Raw genomic sequence first — 26,270 nt, 5'->3', positions numbered from 1 at the left:
CTTGTTCGAGTGGTCATTGGTCGTCCTGTCGAATTATAAAAGCCGGATGGGGACAATACCATAAATGACCGATTCCCGTCGTTAACGATAAGCGAATGATCATTACGTATAGGGCATGCACGGTAATATGTCGAGCCATATCTCGGGCCCGAATGCGAAATTTGCCGCGCAAACGGAAGCGGGTCCGGGTTCAACGTATTGAAATTTGCGGCACGGTGGCCCGCTGGCGGCAATCGCAACGGCCCGGCGACGGGCCTTCGGTCACGAAAATGTCAGATGCGCGGCGAGTTTGGTCTGCCGAGCACAACAGTCCCGCAGGCCGGCCACTCGCCGCAGATCGTCTGGTCAGGAGGAATGGGCGCGGTGACCACCGACCACCAGCCGAACCGATCTAGATCGGATGTGGCGTTCCATCTCACCGGCATGACGAGTCTCCTTGTCCGGCAGGGCGCGGGATCACGCTCCTGCCGGCTCTCGCCTCGAGTCGTACAGCCGCAATCAACCGAATTCGGTAGGACAAGGCGGGTCTGGTCCATTGGGTGCCTGCAATTTTGCAGACATCTCCTTTTGGTCGATCAGCACGTACGGTCGCGCAATAAAAAACGGGGCCCCGGAGGGGCCCCGCCTTTCGTCGCGCCGGACCGTGAGGTCAGACGGCCTTGAGGTTTGTCGCCGCTGCCTTGCCGCGTTCCTGCGTCACCTCGTAGGAAATCTTCTGCCCTTCGTTGAGGCCGCGCATGCCGGCCGCCTGAACTGCAGTGATGTGGACGAAAACGTCCTTGCCGCCATCCTGCGGCACGATGAAGCCGAAGCCCTTCGTGGTGTTGAACCACTTGACAGTGCCGATCGCCATTGTCGCGTCGTCGCTCCTAAGACAGACCCACCGTGCGACCGCCGCACGGCTCCAGAGGGACAACCGGGTTTTGGACGTCTTGGCCGTACGGAAACCCGTCTCGTGCAACAAGGCAAGCCAAAGTCGATTGCGCGTTTAATGACGCAGAAACCGCAGGAACTGTCAACGCGAATAAGTCTCCTCCTGTCGGGTTTCAGAAAGATTTCGTAAATCATGCGTTTAAATTCGATAAAGCGCATATCGGCGCAGACTGATTGCCTTCCATCCACCTGCGCGGGATAGTTGTGCGCATGATTCAAAGGGAGATCGATACATGACCAGCGCCACCGTTCTTGAGACGGTTTCGACCCAGAAATGTTTTGGCGGCATGCAGGGCGTTTATCGGCATGAGGCAAAGGAGACCGGCTGCACAATGCGATTCGCCGTTTTCCTGCCGCCGCAGGCCGCGGCGGGAACGGTTCCTGCGCTCTATTATCTGGCCGGGCTGACCTGCACCGAGGAGAATTTCACGGTGAAGGCCGGGGCGCAGCGCGTGGCCGCGGAACTCGGCATCGCCCTGATCGCGCCGGATACCTCCCCGCGAGGCCTCGGTTATCCTGGCGAGGACGACGCCTATGATTTCGGCACCGGCGCCGGTTTCTATGTCGATGCGACGGAAACGCCGTGGCGGGACGGCTACCGGATGTATTCCTACATCACGAGGGAACTCCCTGCCCTCATCAACGCGTCCTTTCCGGTCGATCCCGCGCGCGTGGGCATTTTCGGCCATTCGATGGGTGGGCATGGCGCGCTGACGATCGCGCTGAAGAACCCTGGCGCCTACCGCTCGGTCTCGGCCTTCGCGCCGATCGTCTCGCCGATGCGCTGCCCCTGGGGTGAAAAGGCGCTGACCGGCTATCTCGGCGTCGACCGTGCGAACTGGCGCGCCTATGACGCGACGGCGCTGATCGAGGACCGCGGCTGGGCAGGGCCGGCCATCCTCGTCGACCAGGGCACCGCCGATCCGTTTCTCGAACGCGAGCTGAAACCGGAACTGCTCCGCGAGGCCTGCGCGGCGAAGGGCGTGAAGCTCGATCTGCGGATGCAGGAGGGGTACGACCACTCCTACTTCTTCATCGAGACCTTCGTGGAAGACCATCTGCGCCATCACGCCCGCCATCTCTGACAGGCGGCGACGCTGCCCGGATCCGGCTCAGACGGTCAGGATCCGGCGCAGCAGTTCGACATCCTCGGCGAAATCGGGATCGGCCTCGATCAGTTCGGTCACCTTGGAGACCGCGTGCATGACGGTGGTATGGTCGCGGTTGCCGAATTTCCGGCCGATCTCGGGCAGGCTGCGGCTGGTCAGCTGCTTGGCGAGATACATGGCGATCTGCCGAGGCCGGGCGATGTTGCGCGCGCGCCGGGCGGAGGACATCTCGCTGACCCGGATATTGTAATGCTCGGCGACCTGCTTCTGGATCTCCTCGATCGTGATCTTGCGGTCATAGGCGCGGAGCAGGTCGTGCAGCACCTCATGCGCCGTCTCGAGGGTCACCGGGCGCTCGAACAGGTTGGCATGGGCGATCAGCCGGTTCAGCGCCCCTTCGAGCTCGCGGACATTGGCGGTGATCTTCTGCGCGAGGAACTCCATCACCCGCCCCGGCACGACGACGCCAGCCCGCGCGGCCTTGGCCTCCAGGATCGCGAGGCGCAGCTCATAGGTCGTGGCATGGACATCGGCGACCATGCCGCAGCCGAGCCGCGTGCGCAGCCGATCCTCGATGCCGGACAGGTCCGACGGCGACTTGTCGGCCGAGACGATGATCTGCTTGCCGGAATCGACCAGCGCATTGAAGGTGTGGAAGAATTCCTCCTGCGTGCCATCCTTGCCGATCAGGAACTGCAGGTCGTCCACCATCAGCACATCGACGCTGCGCAACTCGTTCTTGAATTCGATGGTCGATTGCCGGCGCAGGGCGCTGACGAATTTGTGCATGAACTTCTCGGCCGACATGTAGGCGACCGTGACCTCGTCCGAGCGCTGCGACAGTTCCCAGGCAATCGCGTGCATCAGATGGGTCTTGCCGAGACCGACACCGCCGTAGAGGAACAGCGGATTGAACCCCGGCGACGCGTGCCCGTCGGCGACGCGGCGCGCGCAGGCATAGGCGAATTCGTTCGGCTTGCCGACCACGAATGTATCAAAGGTGAAGCGCGGGTCGAGCGGCGCGCTCATGTCCGGGCGTTCCTCGGCCTCGCGGCGCGCCGCGGCGGCGGGCCGCGCGATCGCGGTCTTCGGCTCCACCTCGGCGAGGTCGGGCGCGCGCTCGCTGGTGCCGGCCGGCCGGGTCCGGATATCCACGCGCCGTACCGCCGGGTTCTCGGCCTGCCAGAACGCGGTCAGCAGGTTGCCATATTCCTTGTTCACCCAGTCACGCAGGAAGCGGGTCGGCAGCATGACAGTCACTTCATCGCCGTCGAGCCCATGCAGCACGGCTTGCCGCAACCAGTTGCGGTACTCGACCTCGCCGATTTCTTCCTGAAGTCGGCCGCGAACACGGCTCCACTGGTGCGCCAGTTCATCCTGGCTGATTTCACCGCGCGTGCGTCCCGGAGACCGGGTTTCGAGCCCCTGTTCCTGCCAAGTTTGCGTGTCCAAGCGCACCGCTCCCCGTCCTGCCATCGTCCCAGCTCAACCGAATAGCGATTTCCGCCATACGGCCGCACAACCCCGCTCCCGCAATCGACGGTTGAAAAAACCCTCGACCAGGCAAGCTTTCGTCATTTGATCGTCATCTTGAGGCCCAAAACTAGGCCAAGTCCGGCACCCTGCGCAAGACCCAACAGGTTCGATTTTTTGCTGATATAATGTGCATCTTTAAAAATTTGCCCATTAAATCAGATGATTGACCAACCCATTTGAAGTGAGGGAATATCATTCCACGGTAAAATCTCGAAAACATCTCACAAGCAAAAGTTGCAGCGACATTATATTCGCTGTTGCGAGACGCTATCACAATAAAACCGAACCGGGACAAACGAGCGCGGGCGGCCGCAAGGAACAGCCGCCAAGACACTCGAATTGTTACGATTGTATGACGCGCCAGCGAGGCGCGCAACAGACCTCAGGCCGAAGCCGAAAGGGCCTTCACACGCGCCGACAGGCGGGACAGCTTGCGCGAAGCCGTGTTGGCCTTCAACACACCCTTCGTTACGGCGCGCTGCAGTTCGGGCTGCGCGGCAATGAATGCCGTCCGCGCCTCGATGTGATTGCCCGTCGCGATCGCCTCCTCCACCTTGCGGATAAAGCTGTGCACGCGCGACCGACGGGCCTTGTTGCGAGCGGTGCGCACAAGGGTCTGACGGATGCGCTTCTGCGCCGATGCGATGTTGGCCATGGGCGAACTGTCTCTTCCTGTAAACGGAACAAAAACCACAGGCCGCAGCGAAATTTGCCGCGGCCCGTGTGGGAGAGTGCTTATCGCCGCGTGAAGCGGGCGTCAAGCATCAAGACGCGAAGCCGCTGCCCTTGCCGCTCATAGGCATCCGGGCAAGTCACTTGTAGCGGACGGCGGCCCTGCCGAGCGACCGGACCGCGCTCAATCCGCCGACGCCTCATTTCAGCGCCGCCAGCGCCCGATCAAGGTCATCAATCAGGTCGGCGACATCCTCGAGCCCCACCGAGAAGCGGATCGTGCCGCCATTGATCCCGAGGCGCGCCCGCTCGGCCGGCGCGATGCGCGAATGGGTGGTGGTTTCCGGGTGCGTCACCATCGATTTCGAGTCACCGAGATTGTTGGAAATCGCAATGAGCTCGAGCGCGTTCATGAAGCGGAACGCCGCGTCCTTGCCGCCGTCGAGTTCAAAGGTCACGAGTGTGCCGCCGGCACTCATCTGCTGCCTTGCGAGATCGACCTGCGGATGATCGGCCCGGAAAGGGTAGAGCGCGCGGATGACCTGCCGCTGGCCGGCAAGATGGTCGGCGATGGCCGCGGCCGAACGCGAGGCCTGGCCGACGCGGAGCGCCATTGTCTCCAGCCCCTTCAGGATCACCCAGGCATTGAACGGCGAGATCGCCGGGCCGGTATTGCGGGTGAAGGGCTGGAGCGTGTTGTCGATCCAGTCCTTGCTGCCAAGCACGGCGCCGCCGAGCACGCGGCCCTGGCCGTCCATGTGCTTCGTCGCGGAATAGACCACCACATCAGCGCCGAATTCAAGCGGCCGCTGCAGCAGCGGGGTCGCGAAAACGTTATCGACCACCACGATCGCGCCGGCCTTGTGAGCAAGATCCGCCACGGCCCGCATGTCGATGATCTCGAGCATCGGATTCGACGGGGTTTCGAGCAGCACCAGCGCCGCTCCCGGCGCCAGCGCGGCCTCCCACGCCGCAAGGTCGCCGCCATCGACGAAGACGCTCTCGATCCCGTAGCGCGGCAGCAGCGTGGAGACGATCCACGAGCACGAGCCGAACAGCGCGCGCGAGGCGACCACGCGGTCTCCCGCCTTGAGATGGGCGAGCAGGGCGGCATTGACCGCGGCCATTCCCGTCGCCGTGGCACGGCAGGCTTCCGCCCCCTCCAGGGTCGCGAGCCGGGCCTCCAGCATGCTCACGGTCGGGTTGCCGAAGCGTGAATACTGATAATGGGAGATCTCACCCTTGAAGGTCGCTTCCGCCTGCTCGGCATTATCGTAGACGAAGCCGGAGGTGAGGTAGAGCGCTTCGGCGTTCTCGGCGAAGTTGGACCTGACCTGGCCAGCATGAACCAGGTTGGTCGCGGGACGATAGATGCGTGAGGTCATGTTCCGTCTATATCCTGCCCGCGCCGGACGGCAACCCACACCGGCAGAACGCTGTCGCGCGGCCCTTCGCCGGCGGCAGGCGGGCCGCCCCGATCAGCCCGCCAGGGCGGCGGCGCCAGAGAGCGACGTATCCCCCAGCCAGCGGCCAAGTGCTGGAACCAGCCGAGCCGCGGGCTGAAAGCCTTCGGTCACGAGGGCATACTCGTGTTCGGTGCCGGAACTCGCGATGAGGGTGGGAAACCCGGTGATGCCGGCCTGCTGGGTAATCGCAAAATCCTGCCAGGTTTCGGCACCGAGTTCGTCGGAACAGAGCGTATCGCGGAACTGGTTCGCGTTGAAGCCGAGCCGTGCTGCGATTCCGGCAAGCACAACCGGATTCGTGACGTCCTCGTTCCCGGTGTAGAAAGCACGCTGGATGGCGGCGAGAAGGTCGAATGCATCCGCCATCGAGCGGCGACGGGCCACCACCAGCGCACGGCAAGCCGGCTCGGTGTCGTAGACGAAGCGGGCGCGGTCGAAAAACGAGAAATCGAAAGGCTGACCAGACGCGTTCCGCACATGCTCCCAATGCCCGCGGGTGCGGGCCTTGGCGGCCTCGTCCATCGGCTCGGTCGTGCCGGGCCGCAGCCCGCCAACGATCAGACGAACCGGCAGGCGTTCGCCATACCTCCCGCGGATGGCGTTGATCACCGGCGCGAAACCCCAGCACCAGGAGCACATAGGGTCTGCAAAGTAGACGAGATGCGGTTGAGTCATCATGTTGGCTGGCTTCTAGTGCGGTCCCGAGACACGTTGTTTTGTAGCAAACGTTACATTATATCATGGTGGACGATGATTCAAACCAGTACAGCTGCCCGATGCCGCGCCCACGCAGTCTGACAAACGAAGACCTGCTCGATCGGGCCATCCCGATCTTTCTCGGCAAGGGCTATGCCGGGGCTTCGTTGCGCGACCTGACAGAGGCCACGGGGCTCAGTGCCGCTGCGCTTTATCATCGGTATGGCGACAAGAACGGCCTGTTCCGCGCCGCTATCGACCGTTATGCCGATGACATGATGGTGCCGCTTCTTGAACGGTTTGCCGCCGAAGACGATCCGATCGCGGCGATCGCCGGGCTTCTCGCGCATCTGAGCCATGTTTCGGCGCAGGACCCGCATCGGATGGGGTGCCTGCTGGTCAACAGCGCGATGGATGGCGGACCGATTTCGGCTGAGGCCCGCGCTCAGGTCCATGCCCGGCTGAGCCAGCTGGAAGCATTCTTTCGCGATCGGCTTGAACACGCACGGGACCAGGGGCGCCTGCCCGCCGGGATCGAACCTCCGGCGCAGGCGGAACTCCTCCTCGCGACCGTTCTCGCCTTGCGCACCCTGGCGCGCCTCGATCCAGACCCCGGCCGGCTCGACCGGCTGGTCGCCGACGCGATGAGCCGCCTTCATCCCGGCGGATCCGGGACTCCATGAGCGGTCTTCACTGCCGGACCACGCCGAACGGCCGCCAGACCGCGATCCTGCTCGAAGAGGCCGGGCTCGATTTCCGGATCGAGCCGCGAGCGCGGCATCGGCACCCCCTCGACGATTTTCCCAACCTGAAGCGCCGGTTCACGGCAATTGCCGCGCGGCGCGCCTGCGATCTGGCGCAGACGATCAACAACACGCCGACCGTATCCGCGACACGCGGGCGCACTCGTTCGGCCCGCGGGCAAGGAGGCCCTGATGCGTGAACCCCTGAAGCTCTACGATCTCGCCGGCGCCGACGAACGCGTCCGGTTCAGCCCGAATTGCTGGCGCACCCGCTTCGCGCTGGCGCACAAGGGCCTGCCCTGCGAGACCGTGGTCTGGCGCTTCATGGAAAAGGACGCCATCGCCTTCTCCGGCCAGGGCAAGGTGCCCGTGCTGGTCGATGGCACCCGCCACGTGCATGACAGCTGGACCATCGCTCTTTATCTCGAGGATACCTATCCCGACCGGCCGAGCCTGTTCGGCGGCGCTGCCGGCCGCGGCCTCGCCCGCTTCGTCAACCAGTGGACCAGCGAGGTGCTTCATCCCGCCATTGCGAAGGTGGTCCTGCCCGACCTCGTCGACATCCTGCACGAGGGCGACCGCGACTATTACCGCTCGACGCGCGAGGCCGCGTTCGGCACGACGGTCGGGGCGCTGCGGGCGGCGCGCGAGGACAACGTGAACGCGCTCCGTACCACATTGCGGCCGTTGCGCAGCACGCTGGCGGACCAGAAATTTCTCGCCGGCGACGCCCCGAACTATGCCGACCATGTCGCCTTCAGCGCCTTCCTCTGGGCGCACGCCTCGTCCCCGGTGAAGATCCTCGCCGCCGATGACACGCTGCACGCCTGGTGCGGGCGCATGTTCGACGCCTATGACGGCCTGGCTCGGCTCCTGCCAGTCGCCGCCTGAACGGGAGGAAGCCGATGTCCGCCATCGAGGGTATCCGCGCCTGCGTGTTCGACGCCTATGGCACGCTCTTCGATTTCGGCTCCGCCGTCACCCGCTGTCCGGATGTGCCGGATGACCGCCGCGCGGCGCTGGTGACACTCTGGCGGGACAAGCAGCTGCAATACACCTGGCTGCGCAGCCTGCAGAACCTCTACACCGATTTCGAGACCGTCACCGCCGACGCGCTCGATTTCGCGCTGGAGGCGACCGGCCTCGCCGACCCCAAGCGGCGCGCCGCGCTGCTGGCTCTCTACCGCATCGTCTCGGCCTATCCGGAGGTCAAGGCGACGCTGGGCACACTGAAGGCGAAGGGGATTGCTACGGCGATACTCTCGAACGGCACCCCGGCGATGCTCGCCGCCGCCATCGCCCATGCCGGGCTCGGCGACGTGCTCGACCATGTGCTGTCGGTCGAGGCGGTCGGCGTGTTTAAGACCGATCCGCGCGTCTACCAGTTGGTGCCGGCGCGGCTCGGGGTCCAGCGCAAGGAAGTCTGCTTTGTTTCCTCGAATGGCTGGGATGCCTACGGTGCCTCGGCCTTCGGCTTCCGCGTCGCCTGGTGCAACCGGGCGCGGCAGCCGGCGGAGCGGCTGCCTGGCGCGCCCGATGCGGCGATCAGCGATCTCTCGGCCCTGCCCGGCCTGCTCGGCCTCGGCTAAGCCGGCGCGCTTGCGCCGCCCGATCCGGCGGCATAATGATCTGGATAGGAATCGGTGGCCCGCAAGGGCTGAAACGGGAACGCAGAAGGGCGAGATCGTGCCCCGGCTGCGGCTGCCCCCGCAACTGTGAGCGGCGAGGCGCGTTCATCCCGGCCATTGCGAGGCGGCGCAGACCGTCCGCGAGAAGGCCGAACGCGCCCATGACCCGCGAGCCAGGAGACCGGCCGGTCCCGAGACCATGCGCGCGCGTCCGGGCGGGGTGAACCGGGTGCGAAGGGTGAAGTCCCGAAGCCTTCGGTCGCCCTGATGGCAACACCCGCCTCGCCGGGTGCCGGACCGGAGTTTTTCCATGCGCGAGTTCGCGCGACACATCTTTTTCGTCCCCCTCGCTTTGTGCGGGGCGCTCGTCGGCGCCCGCGCCCAGAGCGCACGGCTTCCCGCCGGCACCGTGCCGATCGAGACCGTCACCGCCTCCTATGTGCGGACACCCATTGCCGACACCCCCGCATCGGTCACGGTCATCACGGCGGCGCAACTTCGCCGGCGCGGCGTGACGACCCTGGCCCAGGCGCTCGAGGCGGTTCCCGGCCTGAACGTTGTGCAATCGGGTGGGCCGGGCGCGCAGACCTCCGTCTTCATCGACGGCACGAATTCCGAAGACGTGCTGGTGCTGCGCGACGGCGTGCCGGTAAACGATCCCTCGGTGGCCAACGGCGCGTTCAATTTCGGCAATTCCGGCATCGGCGATATTGCGCGGATCGTGGTGGTCAGCGGCCCGATGTCCAGCCTCTACGGCTCGGGCGCGATCGGCGGCGTCATCAACCTGATCAGCAAGCGCGGGCACGGCGCGCCGCATGTCGATTACGACCTCGCCGGCGGCTTTCCCGGCCAGGGTGAAGGCAGCGTCACACTCTCCGGCCAGAGCGGCAAATTCGATTACGCGATCACCGGCTCAGTCATCGAGCAAGCCGGGTTCGACGCGACGGCGCGGCGCCTCGCCGTCTACGCCGCGCATCGCGATCCGTTCCGCTACAAGCTCGGCGCCATCAATCTCGGCTACACGCCGGTCGCCGGCACGCGGATCTCGCTGATCGTCCGCGCGCGGCAGACCGGGAGCCAATATCCCGATCTCGGCTATCCGATCTTCGACGATCCCTATGAAAACAGCTTCGATTCGAATGTCTTTTTCCGCTTCGGCGTGAAGTCGCACCTGTTCGACAACCGGCTGATCACCGAACTCGACATCGCCCACATCCAGGACGACCGCCGCTACCTGACTTTGCTCGATCCCGCCGACCCCAACCAGTTCGCCGGCGACAGCGGCTATCGCGGCGATCGCACTGTGATCCAGTGGAACAACGTGATCCGCCTGCCGGATTTTGGCCCGATGACCGACCCGACGCTCGTCGCCGGCATCGAGACCACACACGATACGGCGGTCGAAAACTACAACGCCAGCTTTGGCGGCTATCCCTACCTCCAGAGCCTCGCTGCCTCGCAATCCACCACCGCGGGGCATTTCGGCGCGCAGGCCACCATAGCGCGCCACCTGTCGGTGCAGGGCGCTGTCCGTGCGGATTCGGTCAGCGGCTACGGCACCGTGGTGACGGAGCGCGGCGGCCTCGTGCTCGCCGCACCCGCAATCGACACGCGGCTGAAAGCCTCGGCGGGCAGCGGCTTTCTCGCCCCCTCGCTCTACGACCTGCACGGCATCGACAGCTACGGCTATCACGGCAACCCGAACCTCCACCCCGAACACTCGGTTGGCTATCGGTTCGGCTTCGAGACCGTGCTGCCCGCCTTCGGCATGCCCGAAGCGATCACGCTGCGGATGAGCTATTTCCACCAGGACATCTCGAACCTGTTCGAGTACACCTCCCTGCCTGACGGCACCAGCACGGAGGAAAACGTCGCCCGCGCCCGGATTCACGGCATCGAGGCGGGCATCGGCTTCGCGCCGGCCCCCTGGCTCTCCGGCCAGATCGACTATACCCGCACCATCGCCCGCGATGCTGCGACCGGCACCGCCCTCCTGCGTCGGCCGGAAAACGCCGGATCGCTCACCCTCTCGATCCGCCCAATCCCGGCGCTGTCGATCGAGCCCGCCATCCGCTATGTCGGCCGCTTCTCGGATTTCCTCTACGCCAATTCCGGCTATCCGATCACCTCCGGCAATCCGAGCGGCGTCGGCCTCGCCCAGCCCGGCACGATCGTCAATCTCGCGGTGAACTACCGGATCAGCCGCGCGCTCACCCTCTTCGCGATCGGTCGCAACCTTACCAACTCGGCATTCGAACCCGTGAATGGATTGCAGATTCCGGGGCAGAACTTCCTTTTCGGCTTGCGGGGAACCATCGGCGGCTGAACCTTTGCTCACCGCATAAGACATATTCATGAAATACATATGCTGCGGCGCACAAAATTCTTGAACGGGAAAGCGATTCCGCCATATAGTGCGACGCAGCAAACGATCAGTCGTTTGTCTGCTTTCTTGGACGTTTCCTCCCTAAACTTGGCGGCCTCGTGGCCGCCATTTTTTTTTGCGGCAGTTGCCGGCGACGCGGTGGAGGAGCCAAAAAACACTTGCCTTCGCTCACGAGCTGTTTACCTTGCGCATGGCAGCTATCTCACAAAAGCAAGAAGGACGGGACCAATGGCACTATCAAGGCGCAAAGCTCTGCGTGGAGCGGCGGGAACATTCATCCTCGCCTCGGCAAGTCCCATCGCCCTGGCGGCGGACAAGGTCTATCACATCGGGATTACGCTGCCCCTGACCGGCGCAGATGCCGAGGCCGCGCACCTCATTCTTCACGGCGCACAGCTCGCCATCAAGCTCGCCAACCAGAGCGGCGAACTCGGCGACATCCGCCTCGAGCCGATGATCCTGAACAACGCGACCGCGACTGCCGGCCAGTACGACCCGGCCCAGGCCGCCACCAACGCGCGCAAACTGGCCGGCACGCGCACGGTGCTTGCCAATGTCGGCCCCGAGATGAGCGGCTCCGGCAAGGCGATGGCGCCGATCCTCTCGATGGCCAATCTCGCGACCATCACCCCCTCGTCCACCGCGCCCGACATCACCAATCCGGCCTATGCCGGCGAGTTCGATCCGGGCGGCAAGCCGATCTATTTCCGCACCGTGACGACCGATGCCTATCAGGGCCCGAACATGGCGAATTTCTACGCCGAGGTCCTGAAGGTGAAGAGCGTCTACATCCTCGATGACAGCGGCGCCTACGGCGTCGGCCTCGCCAACGCCTTCGAAGCCCAGGCGAAGAAGAAGGGCATCAAGGTCCTCGGCCGCGACCGGCTCGACCCCAAGGCCGCCGACTATTCCGCCGTGCTCACCAAGATTGCCGCGACCAAGACCGCCTCGCTCTATTACGGCGGCACGATGCAGGCCGGCGTGAAGCTCGTGAAGCAGAGCTACCAGATCATTCCGCACGTGATCAAAGGCGGCGGCGACGGCATCCTGAGCCCCGAAATGATGACGGCCGCCGGTTTCCCCGCCGCCGAGGGCTGGTATGGCACCAACGCCTCGCCGCATGTGGTCGATGACCCGAAGCTGGCGAACTGGGTCAAGCTCTATACGAAAACCTACGGCGTCGCGCCGGACGATTACGCCATCACCGCCTATGACGCCGCCCTCGTCGCCATCACCGGCATCAAGGCGGTGCAAAAGGCAGGCAAGCCGCTCACCGCCGCCAATGTCCGCGACGCGATCGCGACCGTGCATGTCAACGGCTTGCAGGGGCCGATCAGCTTCGACAAGTATGGCGACATGACCAGCCACATCGTTGCCGTGTTCCAGTTCCACCAGGACAAGTCCGCCCCGCTCGGGGACCTGAACAAGCAGATGCGATACGTCGGCGTGGCGCCGCAGCACTGACGCGGCGCCCATGACCGGAATGGCGGTTTTTCTCCAGCAGCTCGTCAACGGGCTGAGCCTGGGGGCGATGTACGCGCTGCTGGCACTCGGGTTCACCCTTGTCTACGGCATTCTCGAGCTGATCAATTTCGCGCATTTCAACGTCTTCATGGTGGGAGCGTTCGTTGGCCTCATCGTGCTGCAATGGTTCGGCCTGCAGGGCCAGGCGGTGGTGCTGCACGGCGCCCCGCTGGTGCTCTCGCTGCTCGCCGCCCTCGCGGTGACGATGGTGACCTCCGGCGTGCTCGGCGTCGCGATCGAGCGCTACACGCTGCGGCCGATGCGCAACGTGCGCGGGCCGATGGCGATGATCACCACGATCGGCGTCTCCTACATCCTGTTCAACGTCGTGCTGCTGCTGACCAACGCCCAGGCGCTGAACTACCCCGACCCGATGCCGAGCATCGACTACCATCTCGGCGGGGTGACGATCCGCCTCAAGGCGGTGATCATCTGGATCGTCGCGGCAGTGCTGATGTGGGGGCTGAACCTGTTCGTCAGGCGTTCGCGCCTCGGCAAGGCGATGCGCGCCGTCGCCCAGGACGCCGAGGCCGCGCGGATGATGGGTGTGGAGGTCGACCAGGTGGTGATGATCGCCTTCTTCGCCGGCTCCGCCCTGGCCGGCGCCGCCGGGATGATCTTTGGCCTGTACTACAATTTCACCCAGTACAGCATCGGCTACACCGCAGGTCTGCGCGCCTTTACCGCCGCCGTGCTCGGCGGCATCGGCAACGTGCCGGGGGCGATGGTCGGCGGCCTCCTCATCGGCCTGATCGAGACGATCGGCAGCCAGTACATCGCCGCGAAATGGGCCGATGTGATCATCTTCTCGATCCTGATCCTCACGCTGGTCTTCCGCCCGGCCGGCCTGCTCGGCGCGCAGGCGCCCAACCGCTCGTAGTCGGCGATGAAGCGCCTCGCCCTGCTCTCGCCCCGCCAGCGCCAGGCGCTGTTCGCCGCCCTGCTGATGGTGCTTCTGCTGCTGCCCTTCCTTGGCATCGGCCAGGCGAATATCGACGTCGCGGCCAATAGCTGCGCCTATGCCGCACTGGCGCTCGGGCTGAACATCGTGGTCGGTTTCACCGGCCTGCTCGATCTCGGCTACGCCGCCTTCTTCGCCATTGGCGCCTATGCCTATGGCATCCTGAACTCGTTCCAGCTCCACCCGCACTGGAGCGCGGCCTGGGCGCCGCTCGCGGCGATCGGCTTCGTCGCGAAACTCGGCGCGGGTGCGGCGGCGACGGTGCATTTCACCTTCCCCTTCTGGCTGATGCTGCCGGCCTCCGCCGTCATCGCCGCCTGTTTCGGCATGGCGTTCGGCGCGCCGACCCTGCGGCTGAAGGGCGACTATCTCGCCATCGTCACCCTCGGCTTCGGCGAGATCGTGCCGATCGTCGCGCGCAACTGGTCCTCGCTCACCAACGGCGCCGAGGGGCTGAACGGCGTCGGCCCGCCGGTGCTGTTCGGCTACCGCTTCGGCATTAACGCGACACCTTATTATTACGTCGGCCTTGGCCTCGTGCTGCTGCTGCTCTTCATCTCGCTGCGGCTGAAACCCTCGCGGATCGGCCGGGCCTGGATGGCGGTGCGCGAGGACGAGATCGCCGCCAGCGCAATGGGCGTGCACACCACGCGGCTGAAGCTGCTCGCCTTCGCCATGGGCGCCGGGTTCGCCGGCATGACCGGCACGTTCTACATCGCCAAGCTGCAGACCGCGACGCCGGACATGTTCGACCTGCCGGTCTCGATCATGGTGCTGGTGATGATCGTGCTTGGCGGCCTCGCGAGCGTCTGGGGCGCCATTCTCGGCGCGGTGCTGCTCGAACTGCTGCAGGCCTGGTTCCTGCCCGCCCTGTCCGGCTGGGTGCAGGGGCTCGGCAACGCGATCCATTCGCCTTTCCTGCAAAATCTCGAGCTCACCTCGGCCTCGGAACTGATCTTCGGCATCATTCTGGTGACCATGATGCTCTACCGGCGCGACGGCCTCGTTCCGGTCGGCCGGAACGAGGTGCGGCTGAGCTATGAGCAGCAGGACGCCGCCGTCTCCCGCGGCGCCGCCCCGGCCGTGGCCAGGCTGCGCGCCGGGCTCGCCGAAGCCACCGCCGACGCACGGCCCGCCGCGCTCGAAATCCGCGACCTCACCGTGAAATTCGGCGGGCTGACCGCGCTGAAATCGGTCTCGCTCGATGTCCCGCCCGGCAGCATCGTCGCCGTGATCGGGCCCAACGGCTCGGGCAAATCCACCCTGTTCAACAGCATCACCGGCCTCGTGAAACCCTCCGCCGGCGTAGTGCGCTTCGCCGGGCGCGACCTGCTTGGCCTGCGGCCAGACCAGGTGCTGCGCGCCGGCGTCGCCCGCACCTTCCAGAACATCCGCCTGTTCCCCAACCTCACGGTGATGGAAAACGTGCTGATCGGCCAGCACACGCATCTCTCCTCCGGCGCGGCCGGGGCGGTGCTCGGCCTGCCCCGCGTGCGCGCCGAGGAACGCGAAGCGCGCGAATTCGTGCTCGAACTGCTGGCGATGTTCGGCAACCGCCTGGTGCCGCGGATCGACCAAGGCGTGGCGCAACTCTCCTACGCCAATCGCCGCCGTGTCGAGATCGCCCGCGCGCTCGCCTCCCGCCCGCGCCTGCTGATGCTCGACGAGCCGACGGCGGGCATGAACCCGGCGGAAAGCCTCGAACTCGCCGAACAGATCGCCGCCTTCCGCGATTTCGGCCTCACTGTCCTGCTGGTGGAGCACAAGCTCGATGTCGTCACCCGCCTCGCCGACAACGTGATCGTCCTCGACCATGGCGAGAAACTCGCCGAGGGACGGGCCGACGAGGTGCGGCGGAACGAGGCGGTGATCGAGGCCTATATCGGCCGGGGCGTGGTCGATGCCTGAGGAAACCCTGCTCGAATTCGCCGGTGTGCACACCCATTACGGCGACCTGCACGTGCTCAAGGGCGTCGACTATTCGGTCGCGCCGGACGACATCGTGGTGCTGCTCGGCGGCAATGCCAGCGGCAAGTCGACCACGATGAAGACGATCATGGGCACGGTCACCCCTTCCCAAGGCGAGGTGCGCTTCCGCGGCGCGCCGATCAACCGGCTCAGCACCTCGGAGCGGGTCAGGCGCGGCATCGCCCCGGTGCTGGAGGCGCGGCGACTGTTCCCGCGCATGACGGTCTACGAGAATCTCGAAATGGGCGCCTATACGCGCAAGCGCGGCCCGAAATTCGACGAGGATCTCGAACGTGTCTATGAGCTGTTCCCCCGCGTGAAGGAACGCCGCCACCAGCTCGCCGGCACGCTGTCGGGCGGCGAGCAACAGATGGTCGCGATCGGCCGCGCATTGATGGCCCGCCCGGCGCTGATCTGCATGGACGAACCCTCGATGGGCCTCTCGCCGCGCTTCGTCGAGATCGTGTTCGGCATCATCCAGACCATCAACCGCCAGGGTGTGGCCATCTTCATGGTCGAGCAGAACGCCCACATGGCGCTGCAAATCGCCAGCCGCGGCTACGTGCTGCAGACCGGGCGGGTCGTGCTCTCAGGCCCCGCCGCAGACCTCGCCGCCAACCCGGCGATCCGGGAGGCCTATCTCGGCGAACTGCAGGTGGAGGAAAACTAGCCCGGCAGCGGCACGTTCACGCCGAAGATCTGCAGGAGCAGAATGACGTTGAGTCCGAGGATCACGATGGCGCCACCGATCGCGGCGATGGCGGTGATCCCGCGCACCGCGAGCGCGCCCATCAGCGCCCGCCGTGTGGAAAACCACAGCAATGCCAGCATCGGCACCGGCAGCGCCAGGCTCAGCACCACCTGGCTGAGCACCAGCGCTCGTGTCGGGTTCACGCCGAGGCCGATCACCACGAAGCCGGGGATCATGGTCAGCGCCCGGCGAAGCCAGATCGGGATCGAAAACCCGACAAATCCCTGCATCACCATCTGCCCCGCCAGCGTGCCCACTACGGAGGACGACACGCCGGAGGCCAGCAGCGAGATCAGGAAGATCACGGCGGCACCGGCGCCGAGCAGCGGCGAGAGCGTGCGATAGGCCTCGCCGATCTCGGCGATCCCCTGATGCGCCGGATGGAAGGCGCCGGCGGCCATCGCCACCATCGCCATGTTCACCAGCCCGGCGACCCCGAGCGCCGCGAGCACCTCGATATTGGAATAACGCACCAGCCGCCGGCGCTGCGCCGCATCCTGCGGCGCCACCCGCGCGCCGGAGAGGCCGGAATGCAGGAACAGCGCGTGCGGCATTACCGTGGCGCCGACGATGCCGACCGCGATCGTCAGCGCCTCGGCATCCGGCAGGGAGGGCAGCACCGTATGCAGCGCTGCCTGCCGCCAGTGAACCGGCACGATCAGCAACTCGGCGAGATAGCAGAGCGCGATGACGCCCACGAGCGCGCCGATCACCAGTTCCATCGGCCGAAAGCCGCGCCGGTCGAGGAGCAAAATACCGTAGGTCACGATCCCTGTAATCGCCATGCCCGCCATCAGCGGCAAATGCGCGAGCAGCGCTATGCCGATGGCACCGCCAAGAAATTCGGCAAGATCGGTCGCCATGGCGGCGATCTCGCTGATGATCCACATCGGGATGGTCAGCGCCGGCGGCAGCGTGTCGCGGCAGAGTTCGGCGAGATTCCGCCCGGTGACGATCCCGAGCCGGGCGGACAGGCCCTGGAACAGCATCGCGATCAGGCTGGCGAGCAGCACGACCCAGAGCAGGTCATAGCCATAGCGCGCGCCCGCCTGGATGTTCGTCGCGAAATTGCCGGGATCCATATACGCGATCGAGGCGACGACCGCGGGCCCGGCAAAGATCAGCGGGTTACGCCATCCGGCGCGCCCGGCCAGCCGGTCCGCGACGGCGCGTGCCGTTCGTTCGCTCAGCCCAGGCCGGGAAACAAGGTCGCTCACCGCAATCGAAGCCCACCCATGAAAATGTAGCCAAGGCTATATATAGGGCAGCAGGCAAAATTTTGAAGAGGCGTGCGTTCGCGCGAGCGCCCTTAAACAAAGCGCCGGCCGGAGCAAAACTCCGGCCGGCGCCGTGTCGGGATTTTTCTGAAAATCAGTCCTAATTGCGCTCCGGCCGGTGTCGGGACCGGCCGGCTCGGCTCACTCGGTCTTCAGGAAGTCGAGCAGCTTGTCGATGGCGCCCTGCTTGTCGAGCCCCTCGAGCGCGCCGTATTCGGCGGCAAGCCGGTCGAGCGCCTGCTCGAAGATCTGCCGTTCGGAGAAGCTCTGGTCCGGCTGGCCGGCATTGCGGTGCAGGTCGCGCACCACCTCGGCAATCGCCATCGGGTCGCCGGAATTGATCTTCGCCTCGTATTCCTGCGCCCGGCGCGACCACATGGTGCGCTTCACCCGGGCGCGGCCCTTGAGGGTGGCGAGCACCTCGTCGAACTGCTTGCGGCTGGAGAGCTTGCGCAGACCCGCCGTGCGCGCCTTGTTTACCGGCACACGCAGCGTCATGCGGTTCTCATCGAAGGTGATGTGGATCAGTTCCAGCTTCTGTCCGGCAATCTCCTCGGCGGCGATGCGCTCCACCTTGCCCACGCCATGGGTCGGGTAGACGACGTGATCGCCGGGCTTGAAGGTCTCGGCCTTGGCGATCGCGCGCTGCGGCAGCACGGGGCGCGGCCCTGGCGGCGGCAGGGTGTCGCGTTCGGCTTCGGCGGGCTGGGGGGCGGTCTGGGCGGTATTCGGGCTGGCCATATCGGGCTGTGAGTCCTTCTCGGTCTTGGCCGCCTGGGGTTCGGCGGCGGTTCTGGCGGCGCGGCGCGGCGCCGGGCTGTCGGACGGCGAGCCGGACGCGGCGGCGGCCTTCATGGCCGTCTTCGCGCGGGTCGTCGCCTTGGCACTGCTTCTGACGTCCGCACCGGCTCCGGCCGGATCGGTTGAAGCGGGTCGTTTCATGCTGAACCTCGATAGCGAAGCGATCGGGGGCGCGTTGCGCCACTCAAGCGCCGGCGGGGATGCCGGATCAACATTCATACCACAAATCCGCCCCGGCGTGAACGCCGGCGGCGCGGACGGCTTCAGTCCTTGTGCGGTTCAGGCGAGAACAGTTCGGCCTTGCCGTCGCGATCCTTCCACTCATCGGCATCCGCCGGCGGCGTGCCCTTGCGGGTCATGTTCGGCCAGAGGGTGGCAAATTCGCGGTTCTTCTCGATCCAGGCGGATGCCTTGCCGTCCGAATCCGGCACGATCGCCTCGGCCGGGCATTCCGGTTCGCACACGCCGCAGTCGATGCATTCGTCCGGATGGATCACCAGCATGTTCTCGCCTGCGTAGAAGCAGTCGACCGGACAGACCTCGACGCAGTCCATGTACTTGCACTTGATGCAGTTTTCGGTGACCACATAGGTCATCGGGCACTCCTGAGCATGGGATGGATCGACCGGCGATATGCCCCCAACGGCCGGCCAGCGCAAGGCGCCAGCCCGCATCAGTCCTCTGCAACAACCTCGTAGAGCCGGCGCGCCTCGGCGGCCGGGCCGCGCCGCGCGCCGAGCGCGACCACGCGCACGACCTGAACGCCCTGCGGCAGGGCGAGGGTCAGCACATCACCGGGGCGCAGCCGCGCGTGTGGCTTTTCGGTGATCTGGCGGTTGATCCGCACCCCGCCGGCCGCGACCAGTCGCGCCGCAACGCCGCGGGTTTTGACGAAGCGCGCATGGAACAGGAACTTGTCAAGCCGCTGCCAGGCGGCATCCTCGCCGCCCAAAGGCTCAGGAGGCGGCACGCCGCAGCGCGGCCAGCGCCGCGAACGGATGATCGGGATTGGGCGGCGGAGCCGGGCGTGCGGCCTTGCGCGGTGGCGGCGCCGGCCCGCGCCTCGGGCGCCGCAGTTCGACCATCGGCGGGCGCGGCGGGCCGAACATGCCCGGCTCCATCGCCTCGCCGGGAATGAGCCGCAGGCCGAGGCCGCGCAGCACCGCCGGCAGATCCTCGTGGCCCACGCCCAGCCGCGGGGCAAGCATCTGCGGCGCCGGCGCCGGCCGGCGGCGCGCCGCATGGCGCAGTTCGCCGGCCAGCCGCTCGGCGATATCGAGCCGGATCGCCCGCGGACCGGCCGCTACCCAGCCGAGATAGGCCGCGAGCCCCGCCGGCCAGTCCGGCGCCGGAAGCGAGACAAGACCCGGCGCCGGCAGGTCCGGCAGCGTCCGGCGGTGCCAGGCGGACCACAGCATGGCACGCAGCGCCGCCGCCCGCGGCTTCAGCAGTGCCGGCATGTAGAGCGCGAAGGCGCCATCCCGCACGCCGATCCGGCGCAGCTTCGCCCGCAGCTCGCCCTCGGCCCCGCCCGGCACCAGCACGCCGGCCTGCTCGGTCAGCCGGTGCAGCACGCCGCGCAGCGCCGGGTCCGCCTCGGCGGCCTTCGCCGCGACGAAGAGCGGCGCCAGCCCCTCGGCGATCACGCCATCGACGAAGCGGGCCAGCCGCGCGCGCACGGCCTCGCGCTGCGATCCGTCGAGAAACTCGCTGTCAATCACCTCGACCGCCGGCGCCAGCAGCGTGGCACCGCGCCGCAGCCGGGCGACGGGCGTTCCCTGCCAGGCGATCACGCCCGCCGGCCCCAGCGCGAAATCGCCATCCGCCGCCGCCTCCAGCCGGGCGACGCGGCGCGGCATCTCGCCGGCCAGGGCGCGCCGCGCCGCCCGCAGCACGATCCGCTTGTCTGCCCCGCCCACCGAGGCGTCCGGCTCGAAGCGGAATCCGTCGATCCGCCCGACCGGATGCCCCTCGACCACCACATCGCCCGCCCGCGTCACGGCGGAAAGCAGCTCGGCGGTCTCGGCCTGTTCCAGCCGCCGGGTCAGCCGCGCCGCCCGGCGATCGACGAAGCGGGCCATCAGCTTCTCGTGGAGCGCGTCCGAGAGCAGGTCCTCCGCCTCGCGCGCGCGGCCCTGCCAGTGCGCGGCATCGCGCACCCAGTCGGCACGGGCGGCGATATAGGCCCAGATCCGCACCTCGGTCAGCCGCTGCATCAGCGTATCGATATCGCCGTCGGTACGGCCGAGCCCGCCGATCTGCCCGGCTACCCAGTCCTGCGGCAACCCGCCATCGCGCAGCAGATGGGTGAAGACCCGCGCGCAGAGCCGCGTGTGATGGTCGGTGGCGAGCTTGCGGAAATCCGGAATCTGGCACGCCTCCCAGAGCAGCCGCACGGCCCGGCGGCCACGCGCGGCCTCGCGGATCGCCGGGTCATGCGCCAGCGCCGACAGCACCAGAACGTCGGACGCATCGTTGCCGCGCACGAGCCCGGCGCGGTCGGGCGGCGCGAGCAGGCTGGCCAGCAGCGCGTCGGGCGAGGCGAAATCCAGCGCCGCGTTTCGCCAGGCGAGCTGTTCCAGCGGCTCGAAGGCATGCGCCTCGACGGCGCCGACCAGTTCCTCGGTTAGTGGCGGGCAGGTGCCGGTGGTGCCGAACGTGCCATCGCGCATTCCCCGCCCGGCGCGGCCGGCGATCTGCGCCACCTCGCTCGCGGTGAGCAGGCGCGGGCGGTGTCCGTCGAATTTCGACAGCCCGGCAAAGGCGACATGGTCGACATCCATGTTCAACCCCATGCCGATCGCATCGGTCGCGACGAGGAAATCGACTTCCTTTTCCTGATACAGCGCCACCTGTGCGTTGCGCGTGCGCGGCGAGAGCCGTCCCATGACCACCGCGCAGCCGCCGCGCCGGGTGCGCACCGCCTCGGCGATCGCGTAGACCTCGGCGGCCGAGAAGGCGACGATGGCCGAGCGCGGCGGCAGGCGGGAAAGCTTGGCGGGCCCCGCATGCGACAGCTGCGACAGCCGCGGCCGCGTCTCGATCTCGGCCTCGGGCACGAGGCGGCGGAGCAGCCGGCGGATCGTCTCGGCGCCGAGGAACATGGTCTCCACCATGCCGCGCGCGTGCAGCAGCCGGTCGGTGAAGACGTGGCCGCGATCCGGATCGGCGCAAAGCTGGATTTCGTCCACCGCGACGAATTCCACCTTCCGGTCCAGCGGCATGGCCTCGACGGTGCAGCTGAACCAGCGCGCCTCGGCCGGCACGATCTTTTCCTCGCCGGTGATCAGCGCGACATGCCGCGCGCCCTTCGCGGCCACCATCCGGTCGTAATTCTCGCGCGCGAGCAAACGGAGCGGAAAGCCGATGATGCCGGAGGAATGGGCCAGCAGCCGTTCGATGGCGAGATGGGTCTTGCCCGTGTTGGTCGGGCCAAGCACCGCCTTCACACGCGGGGCGAATCCGGACATGCCGCAAGTGTGGCGCTTCCGCCGCCAAATGCAAGGCGCGCCGCCGCGCCAGGTGATTGCAGAAGTGACGCACCTCCCCTATCTCGCACGGCGCAATCCGACCTTCCCGCAAGGGATTTTGCCGAGAGGAACTTCAGATGAACACCGCAACCGCGACCGACCGTCCGTTCGACGCCGAAGTGGGCCGCCTGCTCGATCTGGTGGTTCATTCGCTCTACTCCGAACGCGAGATCTTTCTCCGCGAACTCGTCGCCAACGCCGCCGACGCGACCGACCGGCGCCGCTTCCTCGCCCTGTCGGACGAGAGCCTGGCACTGCCCGAGGGCGCTGCCATCCGCATCAGCATCGACAAGCCGGCGCGAACCATCACCATTGCCGATGACGGCATCGGCATGACGGCGGAAGACCTGGCGAGCCATCTCGGCACCATCGCCCGCTCCGGCACCAGGGCCTTCACCGTGTCCCTCGCCGAGGCCAAGCCCGAGGACCGGCCGAACCTGATCGGCCAGTTCGGCGTCGGCTTCTATTCCGCCTTCATGGTGGCCGACCGCGTCGAGGTGACCTCCCTCCGCGCCGGCACCGATGCCGCGCACAAATGGTCCTCCGAGGGCACCGGCGGCTACCGCATCGAGGCCGCCACCCGCGAGACCCCGGGCACCGACATCGTGCTCCACGTCAAGTCCGATGCCGACGAATTCCTCGTACCCGTCCGCCTCGAGACGATCCTGCGCAAATGGGCCGACCATATCTCCGTCCCGGTCGAGATCGAGCGCGACGGCAAGTTCCAGAAGGCGAACGAGGGCACCGCGCTCTGGCGGCGGCGCAAGGCCGACATCGCCGAGAAGGACTACACCGATTTCTACCGCCATCTCGGCCACATGTTCGACGAGCCCTGGGCGACGATCCACTGGAGTGCCGAGGGCACGGTCGAATTCTCCGCCCTGCTCTTCATCCCCGGCCGCTCGCCCTTCCCGGTGACCGAGGACGACCGCGAATCCCATGTCCGCCTGCACGTGAAGCGGATGTTCATCACCGACGACGCGAAGCTCCTGCCCACCTGGCTGCGCTTCGTCGAGGGCGTGGTCGACACTGAGGATCTGCCGCTCAACGTCTCGCGCGAGATGCTGCAATCCACCCCGGTCCTCGCCCGCATCCGCAAGGCACTGGTCAACCGTGTGCTGGGCGAGCTCAAGACCCGCGCGAAGGAGGCCGAGACCTATCGCGGCTTCATCGAGCAGCATGGCCCGATGCTGAAGGAAGGCATCTATGACGACGCCGACCACCGGAACGAAATCGCCGCCCTCGCCCGCTTCCGCAGCACCCATGGCGAGGAGCTGACCTCGCTCGATGACTATGTCACGCGGATGCAGGAGGGGCAGAAGGACATCTACTACATCACCGGCGAAGACCCCGCACGCCTCTCCGCCTCGCCGCAGATCGAGGGCTTGCGGGCAAAGGGCTACGAGGTGCTGCTGCTCTCCGACCAGATCGATTTCTTCTGGCCCGAGCGGCTCGGCACTTATGAGGGGCACAAGCTCGTCCATGCCGGCCAGGCCCGCGAGATGTTCGACGTCGCGGAGACGCCGGAGGCGCTCAAGGCACTGATCGACGCGCTGAAATCCGCCCTTGGCGAGCAGGTCGGCGAGGTCCGCGCCTCGACCCGCCTGACCGACAGCCCCGCCGCCCTCGCCGCCGGCGAGGCGCAGCCCGACCTCGCCTTGCAACGCCTGCTGCGCCGCGCCGGCCGACCGAGCTTCGCGCCGCCGCCGGCTCTTGAACTCAACCCCGCGCACCGGCTGATCGAGAGGCTCGTCGCCCGTGCCGCCGCCGGCGAGGCGATGGACGACTGGGCGGCCCTGCTGCTCGACCTCGCCCGCATCCAGGATGGCGAATCCCCGGTCGATCCCGCCCGCTTCGCCCGCCTGGTGGCGGACAGGATGACCGGCACGCCCGGCTGAGGCATAGCGGCGCCGGTCTGCTTGGGCCGGCGCCCTCCCCTACCGATCCAGCGCCACAACTCCGGCGGACGCTTCCCGCCGCACCCGTTCCGCCTCGCGCAGCAGGCGGAGAAAATTGCCGCCCCAGATCTTCTCCAGCGCCGGGCGGTCGTAGCCGCGGCGCACCAGTTCCGCCGTCAGCGCCGGGGTTTCCGCCGCGTTCATGTAGCCGGCAACGCCGCCGCCACCATCGAAATCGGTGCCGATACCGACATGCTCGACCCCGATCCGGCGCACGACATAGTCGACATGATCGGCGATCGCCTCCACCCCGATCTCGGAGGGTTTCGCGCCGCGCTTGAGAAACGCCGACACCATGGTGATCTGGATCAGCCCGCCGGTCGCGGCCAGCATGTCGAGCTGCTCGTCGTCGAGATTGCGCGGGTGGTCGCAGAGCGCCCGCGCGCAGGAATGAGTGGCGATCACCGGCGTGCGCGAGAGCCGCGCCGCCTGCATCATTGTCGATTTCGCGGCATGGCTGACATCGACGAGAATGCCGAGCTCGTTCATCCGCGCCACCGCCGCCCGCCCAAGCTCGGAAAGCCCGCCATGCAGCACCGCCGCATCGCCGAATTCGGCGCGCGGGATCGCGGCATCGGCGAGGTCGTTGTGGCCGTTATGGGTCATCGTCATGTAGCGCACGCCGCGCGCGGCAAAGTCATCGAGGGTTACGAGATCGCCGCCCAGCGCCGCTCCGTTCTCCACCACCGGCACCACGGCGAAACAGTCGTCGCGATGCGCCGCCGCAATCGCATCGGCAGTGGTGGCGAGCACGGCGCCGGGTGCGTTGCCCATCGCGGCGATCGCATCGAGCATCGCCAGCGCCCGCCCCTTCGCCGCACCATGGCCGGCGGCATCGCGCCGCCCCTGCGGCACATAGGCGGCGAAGCACACCGCCCCGACCCCGCCGCGCCGCACCTTCGGCAGATCGACGCAGCGTGGCCCGTCGCTCAGGAAATCCGGCCCCTCCGGCCAGGGGATGTCGACATGGGTATCGATGACGAGAAGATCGGCGAGGTCCTGATGTGTCATGCCCCAACCTCGCCGCACCCGGCGCGCGCGGTCAAGCCCCGGCGCCGCTCAGCCGAGGCCGAACAGCCCGTAGAGCCGCAGGCTGGGCGGCCAGGCGCGGCCGATCGGGCCATGCAGCGCGAACAGCAGGAGAATGAGCACCGCCAGCACCCCGGCCGAAACCATCCACTGCACCCGCAGCGACGGCCAGGGCACAGCCGGCGCCCGGGCCGCAGAGACCAGCGCCGAATCGGGGACCGCGAGCAGGGCCGGCGCGGACATCGCCCGCGACGCCTCCGTTTCGCCTCCCTCCGGTTCGCCTCCTTCAGGGTCGGACGCCTCCGGTCCGGGCGTCGCTTCGGCCGTGGGGCCGGCAGCGTCACCCACCGGCGCCGCGTCCGCCTCCGTCGCATCAGGGGCAGCGGGCGCGCCGGCCTCGTCAACCGCCGCTTCCGGCGACAGGTCCCAGACATGCCCGCACGTCGCGCACCGCACGGCGGCGGGTAGCCGCGCCGCCATCTCGGCCGGCAGCTCGTAGACAGCCTCGCATTTCGGACAGGCGGCGCGCATGACGATTTTCATGGCAGCTTCGCTCCGGCCGCGCAACCGTCCGGGCGATCGTTGCGCGCCGGTTGATCGCGGCCGGGAGGCGGGGCATTGAAGGACCATGATCCGCTTCACCCATGTCGGGCTGCGCTATGGCAAGTCGGCGGGCACCGCGTCCGTCGCGCTCGAGAACATTGATTTCGAGATCCCGGAAGGCGGGTTCCGCTGGCTCACCGGCCCGTCGGGCGCCGGTAAGACCAGCCTTCTCAAGCTGACCTATCTGGCCCTGCACCCGAGCGAGGGGCGGATCGACCTGTTCGGCACCCCCACCGCCCGGCTCGACCGGCGGGGCACCGCGCTGCTGCGCCGGCGGATCGGCGTGGTGTATCAGGATTTCCGCCTGCTCCAGCACCTCACCGCGTTCGACAACGTGGCACTGCCGCTGCGCCTCGCCCGGCGCAAGGAGGCGCAGGTCCGCGCCGATGTCACCGAACTGCTCCGCTGGGTCGGCCTGTCCGGCCGGCTCGACCACCGGCCGGACGAGATGTCCGGCGGCGAACAGCAGCGGGTCGCGATCGCCCGCGCGGTGATCGCCAAGCCCTCCCTGCTCGTCGCCGACGAACCCACCGGCAATCTCGACGACGACCAGGCCGAGCGGCTGATGCATCTCATCCGCTCGCTGAACCGGCTCGGCACCACGGTGATCGTCGCCACCCACAATCTCGGCCTGGTCGCCCGCCACCCGGCGCCGATGATCGAGCTGCAGGACGGAAGAATGACATGGCACGGCTAGGC

At 67.0% G+C, this 26,270-nt stretch carries 25 protein-coding genes and 1 riboswitch; of the genes, 12 read left to right on the top strand and 13 right to left on the bottom strand.

Annotation, left to right across the window (positions count from 1 at the left end; all coding sequences use genetic code 11):
- Nucleotides 1-272 precede the first annotated feature (272 nt).
- Together RT91_RS21905 and RT91_RS01400 are read right to left on the bottom strand one after the other, a co-directional pair.
- Nucleotides 273-425, bottom strand: a complete 153-nt coding sequence (locus RT91_RS21905) for a hypothetical protein (RefSeq protein WP_160321834.1) — start codon at nt 423-425, stop codon at nt 273-275.
- Nucleotides 426-649: 224 nt separating this feature from the next.
- Nucleotides 650-853, bottom strand: coding sequence for a cold-shock protein (locus tag RT91_RS01400; protein WP_007421600.1), 204 nt, complete (start codon nt 851-853; stop codon nt 650-652).
- 313 nt (nt 854-1,166) lie between these two features.
- Between RT91_RS01400 and fghA the strand changes: the two genes are divergently transcribed.
- Nucleotides 1,167-2,018, top strand: coding sequence for an S-formylglutathione hydrolase (gene fghA, locus RT91_RS01395; RefSeq protein ID WP_035185269.1), 852 nt, complete (start codon nt 1,167-1,169; stop codon nt 2,016-2,018).
- A 27-nt stretch (nt 2,019-2,045) separates the two neighbouring features.
- Here the strand turns inward: fghA and dnaA are convergent, their stop codons facing one another.
- The 4 genes from dnaA to RT91_RS01375 form a co-directional block, all read right to left on the bottom strand.
- Nucleotides 2,046-3,518 carry a chromosomal replication initiator protein DnaA gene (gene dnaA, locus RT91_RS01390; protein ID WP_013639118.1) on the bottom strand — a complete coding sequence of 491 codons (1,473 nt, stop codon included), beginning with the start codon at nt 3,516-3,518 and terminating at the stop codon, nt 2,046-2,048.
- Between the two features lie 442 nt (nt 3,519-3,960).
- A complete protein-coding gene (gene rpsT, locus RT91_RS01385) occupies nt 3,961-4,233 on the bottom strand; it encodes a 30S ribosomal protein S20 (RefSeq protein WP_007421597.1) in 273 nt (90 codons plus the stop codon).
- A gap of 217 nt (nt 4,234-4,450) precedes the next feature.
- A complete protein-coding gene (gene metZ, locus RT91_RS01380) occupies nt 4,451-5,635 on the bottom strand; it encodes an O-succinylhomoserine sulfhydrylase (RefSeq protein WP_035185266.1) in 1,185 nt (394 codons plus the stop codon).
- A 93-nt stretch (nt 5,636-5,728) separates the two neighbouring features.
- Nucleotides 5,729-6,394 carry a DsbA family protein gene (locus RT91_RS01375; protein WP_012040544.1) on the bottom strand — a complete coding sequence of 222 codons (666 nt, stop codon included), beginning with the start codon at nt 6,392-6,394 and terminating at the stop codon, nt 5,729-5,731.
- A 98-nt stretch (nt 6,395-6,492) separates the two neighbouring features.
- Between RT91_RS01375 and RT91_RS01370 the strand changes: the two genes are divergently transcribed.
- The 9 genes from RT91_RS01370 to RT91_RS01330 all read left to right on the top strand — a co-directional run bounded on the left by RT91_RS01370 (nt 6,493) and on the right by RT91_RS01330 (nt 16,292).
- Nucleotides 6,493-7,095 (top strand): TetR/AcrR family transcriptional regulator, encoded by a 603-nt coding sequence (locus RT91_RS01370; RefSeq protein ID WP_231295314.1) that lies wholly within the window; start codon nt 6,493-6,495, stop codon nt 7,093-7,095.
- On the top strand, nt 7,092-7,355 hold the full coding sequence (locus RT91_RS01365) for a hypothetical protein (protein ID WP_035185264.1): 264 nt from the start codon (nt 7,092-7,094) through the stop codon (nt 7,353-7,355). The genes RT91_RS01370 and RT91_RS01365 overlap by 4 nt, the downstream gene beginning before the upstream one ends.
- Entirely contained in the window at nt 7,348-8,046 is a 699-nt protein-coding gene (locus RT91_RS01360) for a glutathione S-transferase family protein (RefSeq protein ID WP_007421487.1), read from the top strand. Before RT91_RS01365 ends, RT91_RS01360 begins: the two co-directional genes overlap by 8 nt.
- Before the next feature lie 14 nt (nt 8,047-8,060).
- Complete coding sequence (locus RT91_RS01355) at nt 8,061-8,744, top strand: haloacid dehalogenase type II (protein WP_007421486.1); 684 nt, start codon at nt 8,061-8,063, stop codon at nt 8,742-8,744.
- Nucleotides 8,745-8,779: 35 nt separating this feature from the next.
- A riboswitch (cobalamin riboswitch) is annotated at nt 8,780-8,988 on the top strand.
- A 105-nt stretch (nt 8,989-9,093) separates the two neighbouring features.
- Entirely contained in the window at nt 9,094-11,109 is a 2,016-nt protein-coding gene (locus RT91_RS01350; protein WP_035185261.1) for a TonB-dependent siderophore receptor, read from the top strand.
- A 288-nt stretch (nt 11,110-11,397) separates the two neighbouring features.
- The gene (locus RT91_RS01345; protein WP_035185259.1) at nt 11,398-12,633 is read left to right on the top strand and encodes a branched-chain amino acid ABC transporter substrate-binding protein; all 1,236 of its coding nucleotides are present in this window, start codon (nt 11,398-11,400) and stop codon (nt 12,631-12,633) included.
- Between the two features lie 10 nt (nt 12,634-12,643).
- A complete protein-coding gene (locus RT91_RS01340; RefSeq protein ID WP_012040538.1) occupies nt 12,644-13,573 on the top strand; it encodes a branched-chain amino acid ABC transporter permease in 930 nt (309 codons plus the stop codon).
- A gap of 6 nt (nt 13,574-13,579) precedes the next feature.
- Nucleotides 13,580-15,562: an ABC transporter permease subunit gene (locus RT91_RS01335; protein WP_035185255.1), complete on the top strand. Its 1,983-nt coding sequence runs from the start codon at nt 13,580-13,582 to the stop codon at nt 15,560-15,562.
- A complete protein-coding gene (locus tag RT91_RS01330) occupies nt 15,555-16,292 on the top strand; it encodes an ABC transporter ATP-binding protein (RefSeq protein ID WP_035185253.1) in 738 nt (245 codons plus the stop codon). The genes RT91_RS01335 and RT91_RS01330 overlap by 8 nt, the downstream gene beginning before the upstream one ends.
- Here the strand turns inward: RT91_RS01330 and RT91_RS01325 are convergent.
- The 5 genes from RT91_RS01325 to RT91_RS01305 form a co-directional block, all read right to left on the bottom strand.
- Entirely contained in the window at nt 16,289-17,590 is a 1,302-nt protein-coding gene (locus RT91_RS01325; RefSeq protein WP_007421479.1) for an Nramp family divalent metal transporter, read from the bottom strand. The genes RT91_RS01330 and RT91_RS01325 overlap by 4 nt on opposite strands.
- Before the next feature lie 201 nt (nt 17,591-17,791).
- A complete protein-coding gene (locus tag RT91_RS20045) occupies nt 17,792-18,505 on the bottom strand; it encodes a CarD family transcriptional regulator (RefSeq protein WP_231295313.1) in 714 nt (237 codons plus the stop codon).
- A 209-nt stretch (nt 18,506-18,714) separates the two neighbouring features.
- Entirely contained in the window at nt 18,715-19,047 is a 333-nt protein-coding gene (fdxA, locus tag RT91_RS01315; RefSeq protein WP_007421477.1) for a ferredoxin FdxA, read from the bottom strand.
- Between the two features lie 77 nt (nt 19,048-19,124).
- Nucleotides 19,125-19,421 carry an RNA-binding S4 domain-containing protein gene (locus tag RT91_RS01310; RefSeq protein WP_035185250.1) on the bottom strand — a complete coding sequence of 99 codons (297 nt, stop codon included), beginning with the start codon at nt 19,419-19,421 and terminating at the stop codon, nt 19,125-19,127.
- Entirely contained in the window at nt 19,408-21,921 is a 2,514-nt protein-coding gene (locus tag RT91_RS01305; RefSeq protein ID WP_035185247.1) for a helicase-related protein, read from the bottom strand. Before RT91_RS01305 ends, RT91_RS01310 begins: the two co-directional genes overlap by 14 nt.
- A 137-nt stretch (nt 21,922-22,058) precedes the next feature.
- On the opposite strand from RT91_RS01305, the gene htpG reads away from it, so the two are divergent.
- Nucleotides 22,059-23,879, top strand: a complete 1,821-nt coding sequence (gene htpG, locus RT91_RS01300; protein ID WP_035185246.1) for a molecular chaperone HtpG — start codon at nt 22,059-22,061, stop codon at nt 23,877-23,879.
- A 39-nt stretch (nt 23,880-23,918) separates the two neighbouring features.
- Here htpG and RT91_RS01295 read toward each other — a convergent pair whose 3' ends face one another.
- On the bottom strand, nt 23,919-24,950 hold the full coding sequence (locus RT91_RS01295) for a dipeptidase (protein ID WP_035185245.1): 1,032 nt from the start codon (nt 24,948-24,950) through the stop codon (nt 23,919-23,921).
- A 48-nt stretch (nt 24,951-24,998) separates the two neighbouring features.
- A complete protein-coding gene (locus RT91_RS01290; RefSeq protein WP_007422380.1) occupies nt 24,999-25,511 on the bottom strand; it encodes a zinc-ribbon domain-containing protein in 513 nt (170 codons plus the stop codon).
- Between the two features lie 85 nt (nt 25,512-25,596).
- Here RT91_RS01290 and ftsE point away from each other — a divergent pair, with 85 nt between their 5' ends.
- Nucleotides 25,597-26,268 (top strand): cell division ATP-binding protein FtsE, encoded by a 672-nt coding sequence (ftsE, locus tag RT91_RS01285; protein ID WP_007422379.1) that lies wholly within the window; start codon nt 25,597-25,599, stop codon nt 26,266-26,268.
- The last annotated feature ends 2 nt before the right edge of the window (nt 26,269-26,270 follow it).

Origin of the sequence: Acidiphilium sp. JA12-A1 (genome assembly GCF_000724705.2) — a bacterium.
GTDB lineage: Bacteria > Pseudomonadota > Alphaproteobacteria > Acetobacterales > Acetobacteraceae > Acidiphilium > Acidiphilium multivorum.
This window is presented reverse-complemented; position numbering and strand designations above follow the sequence as displayed.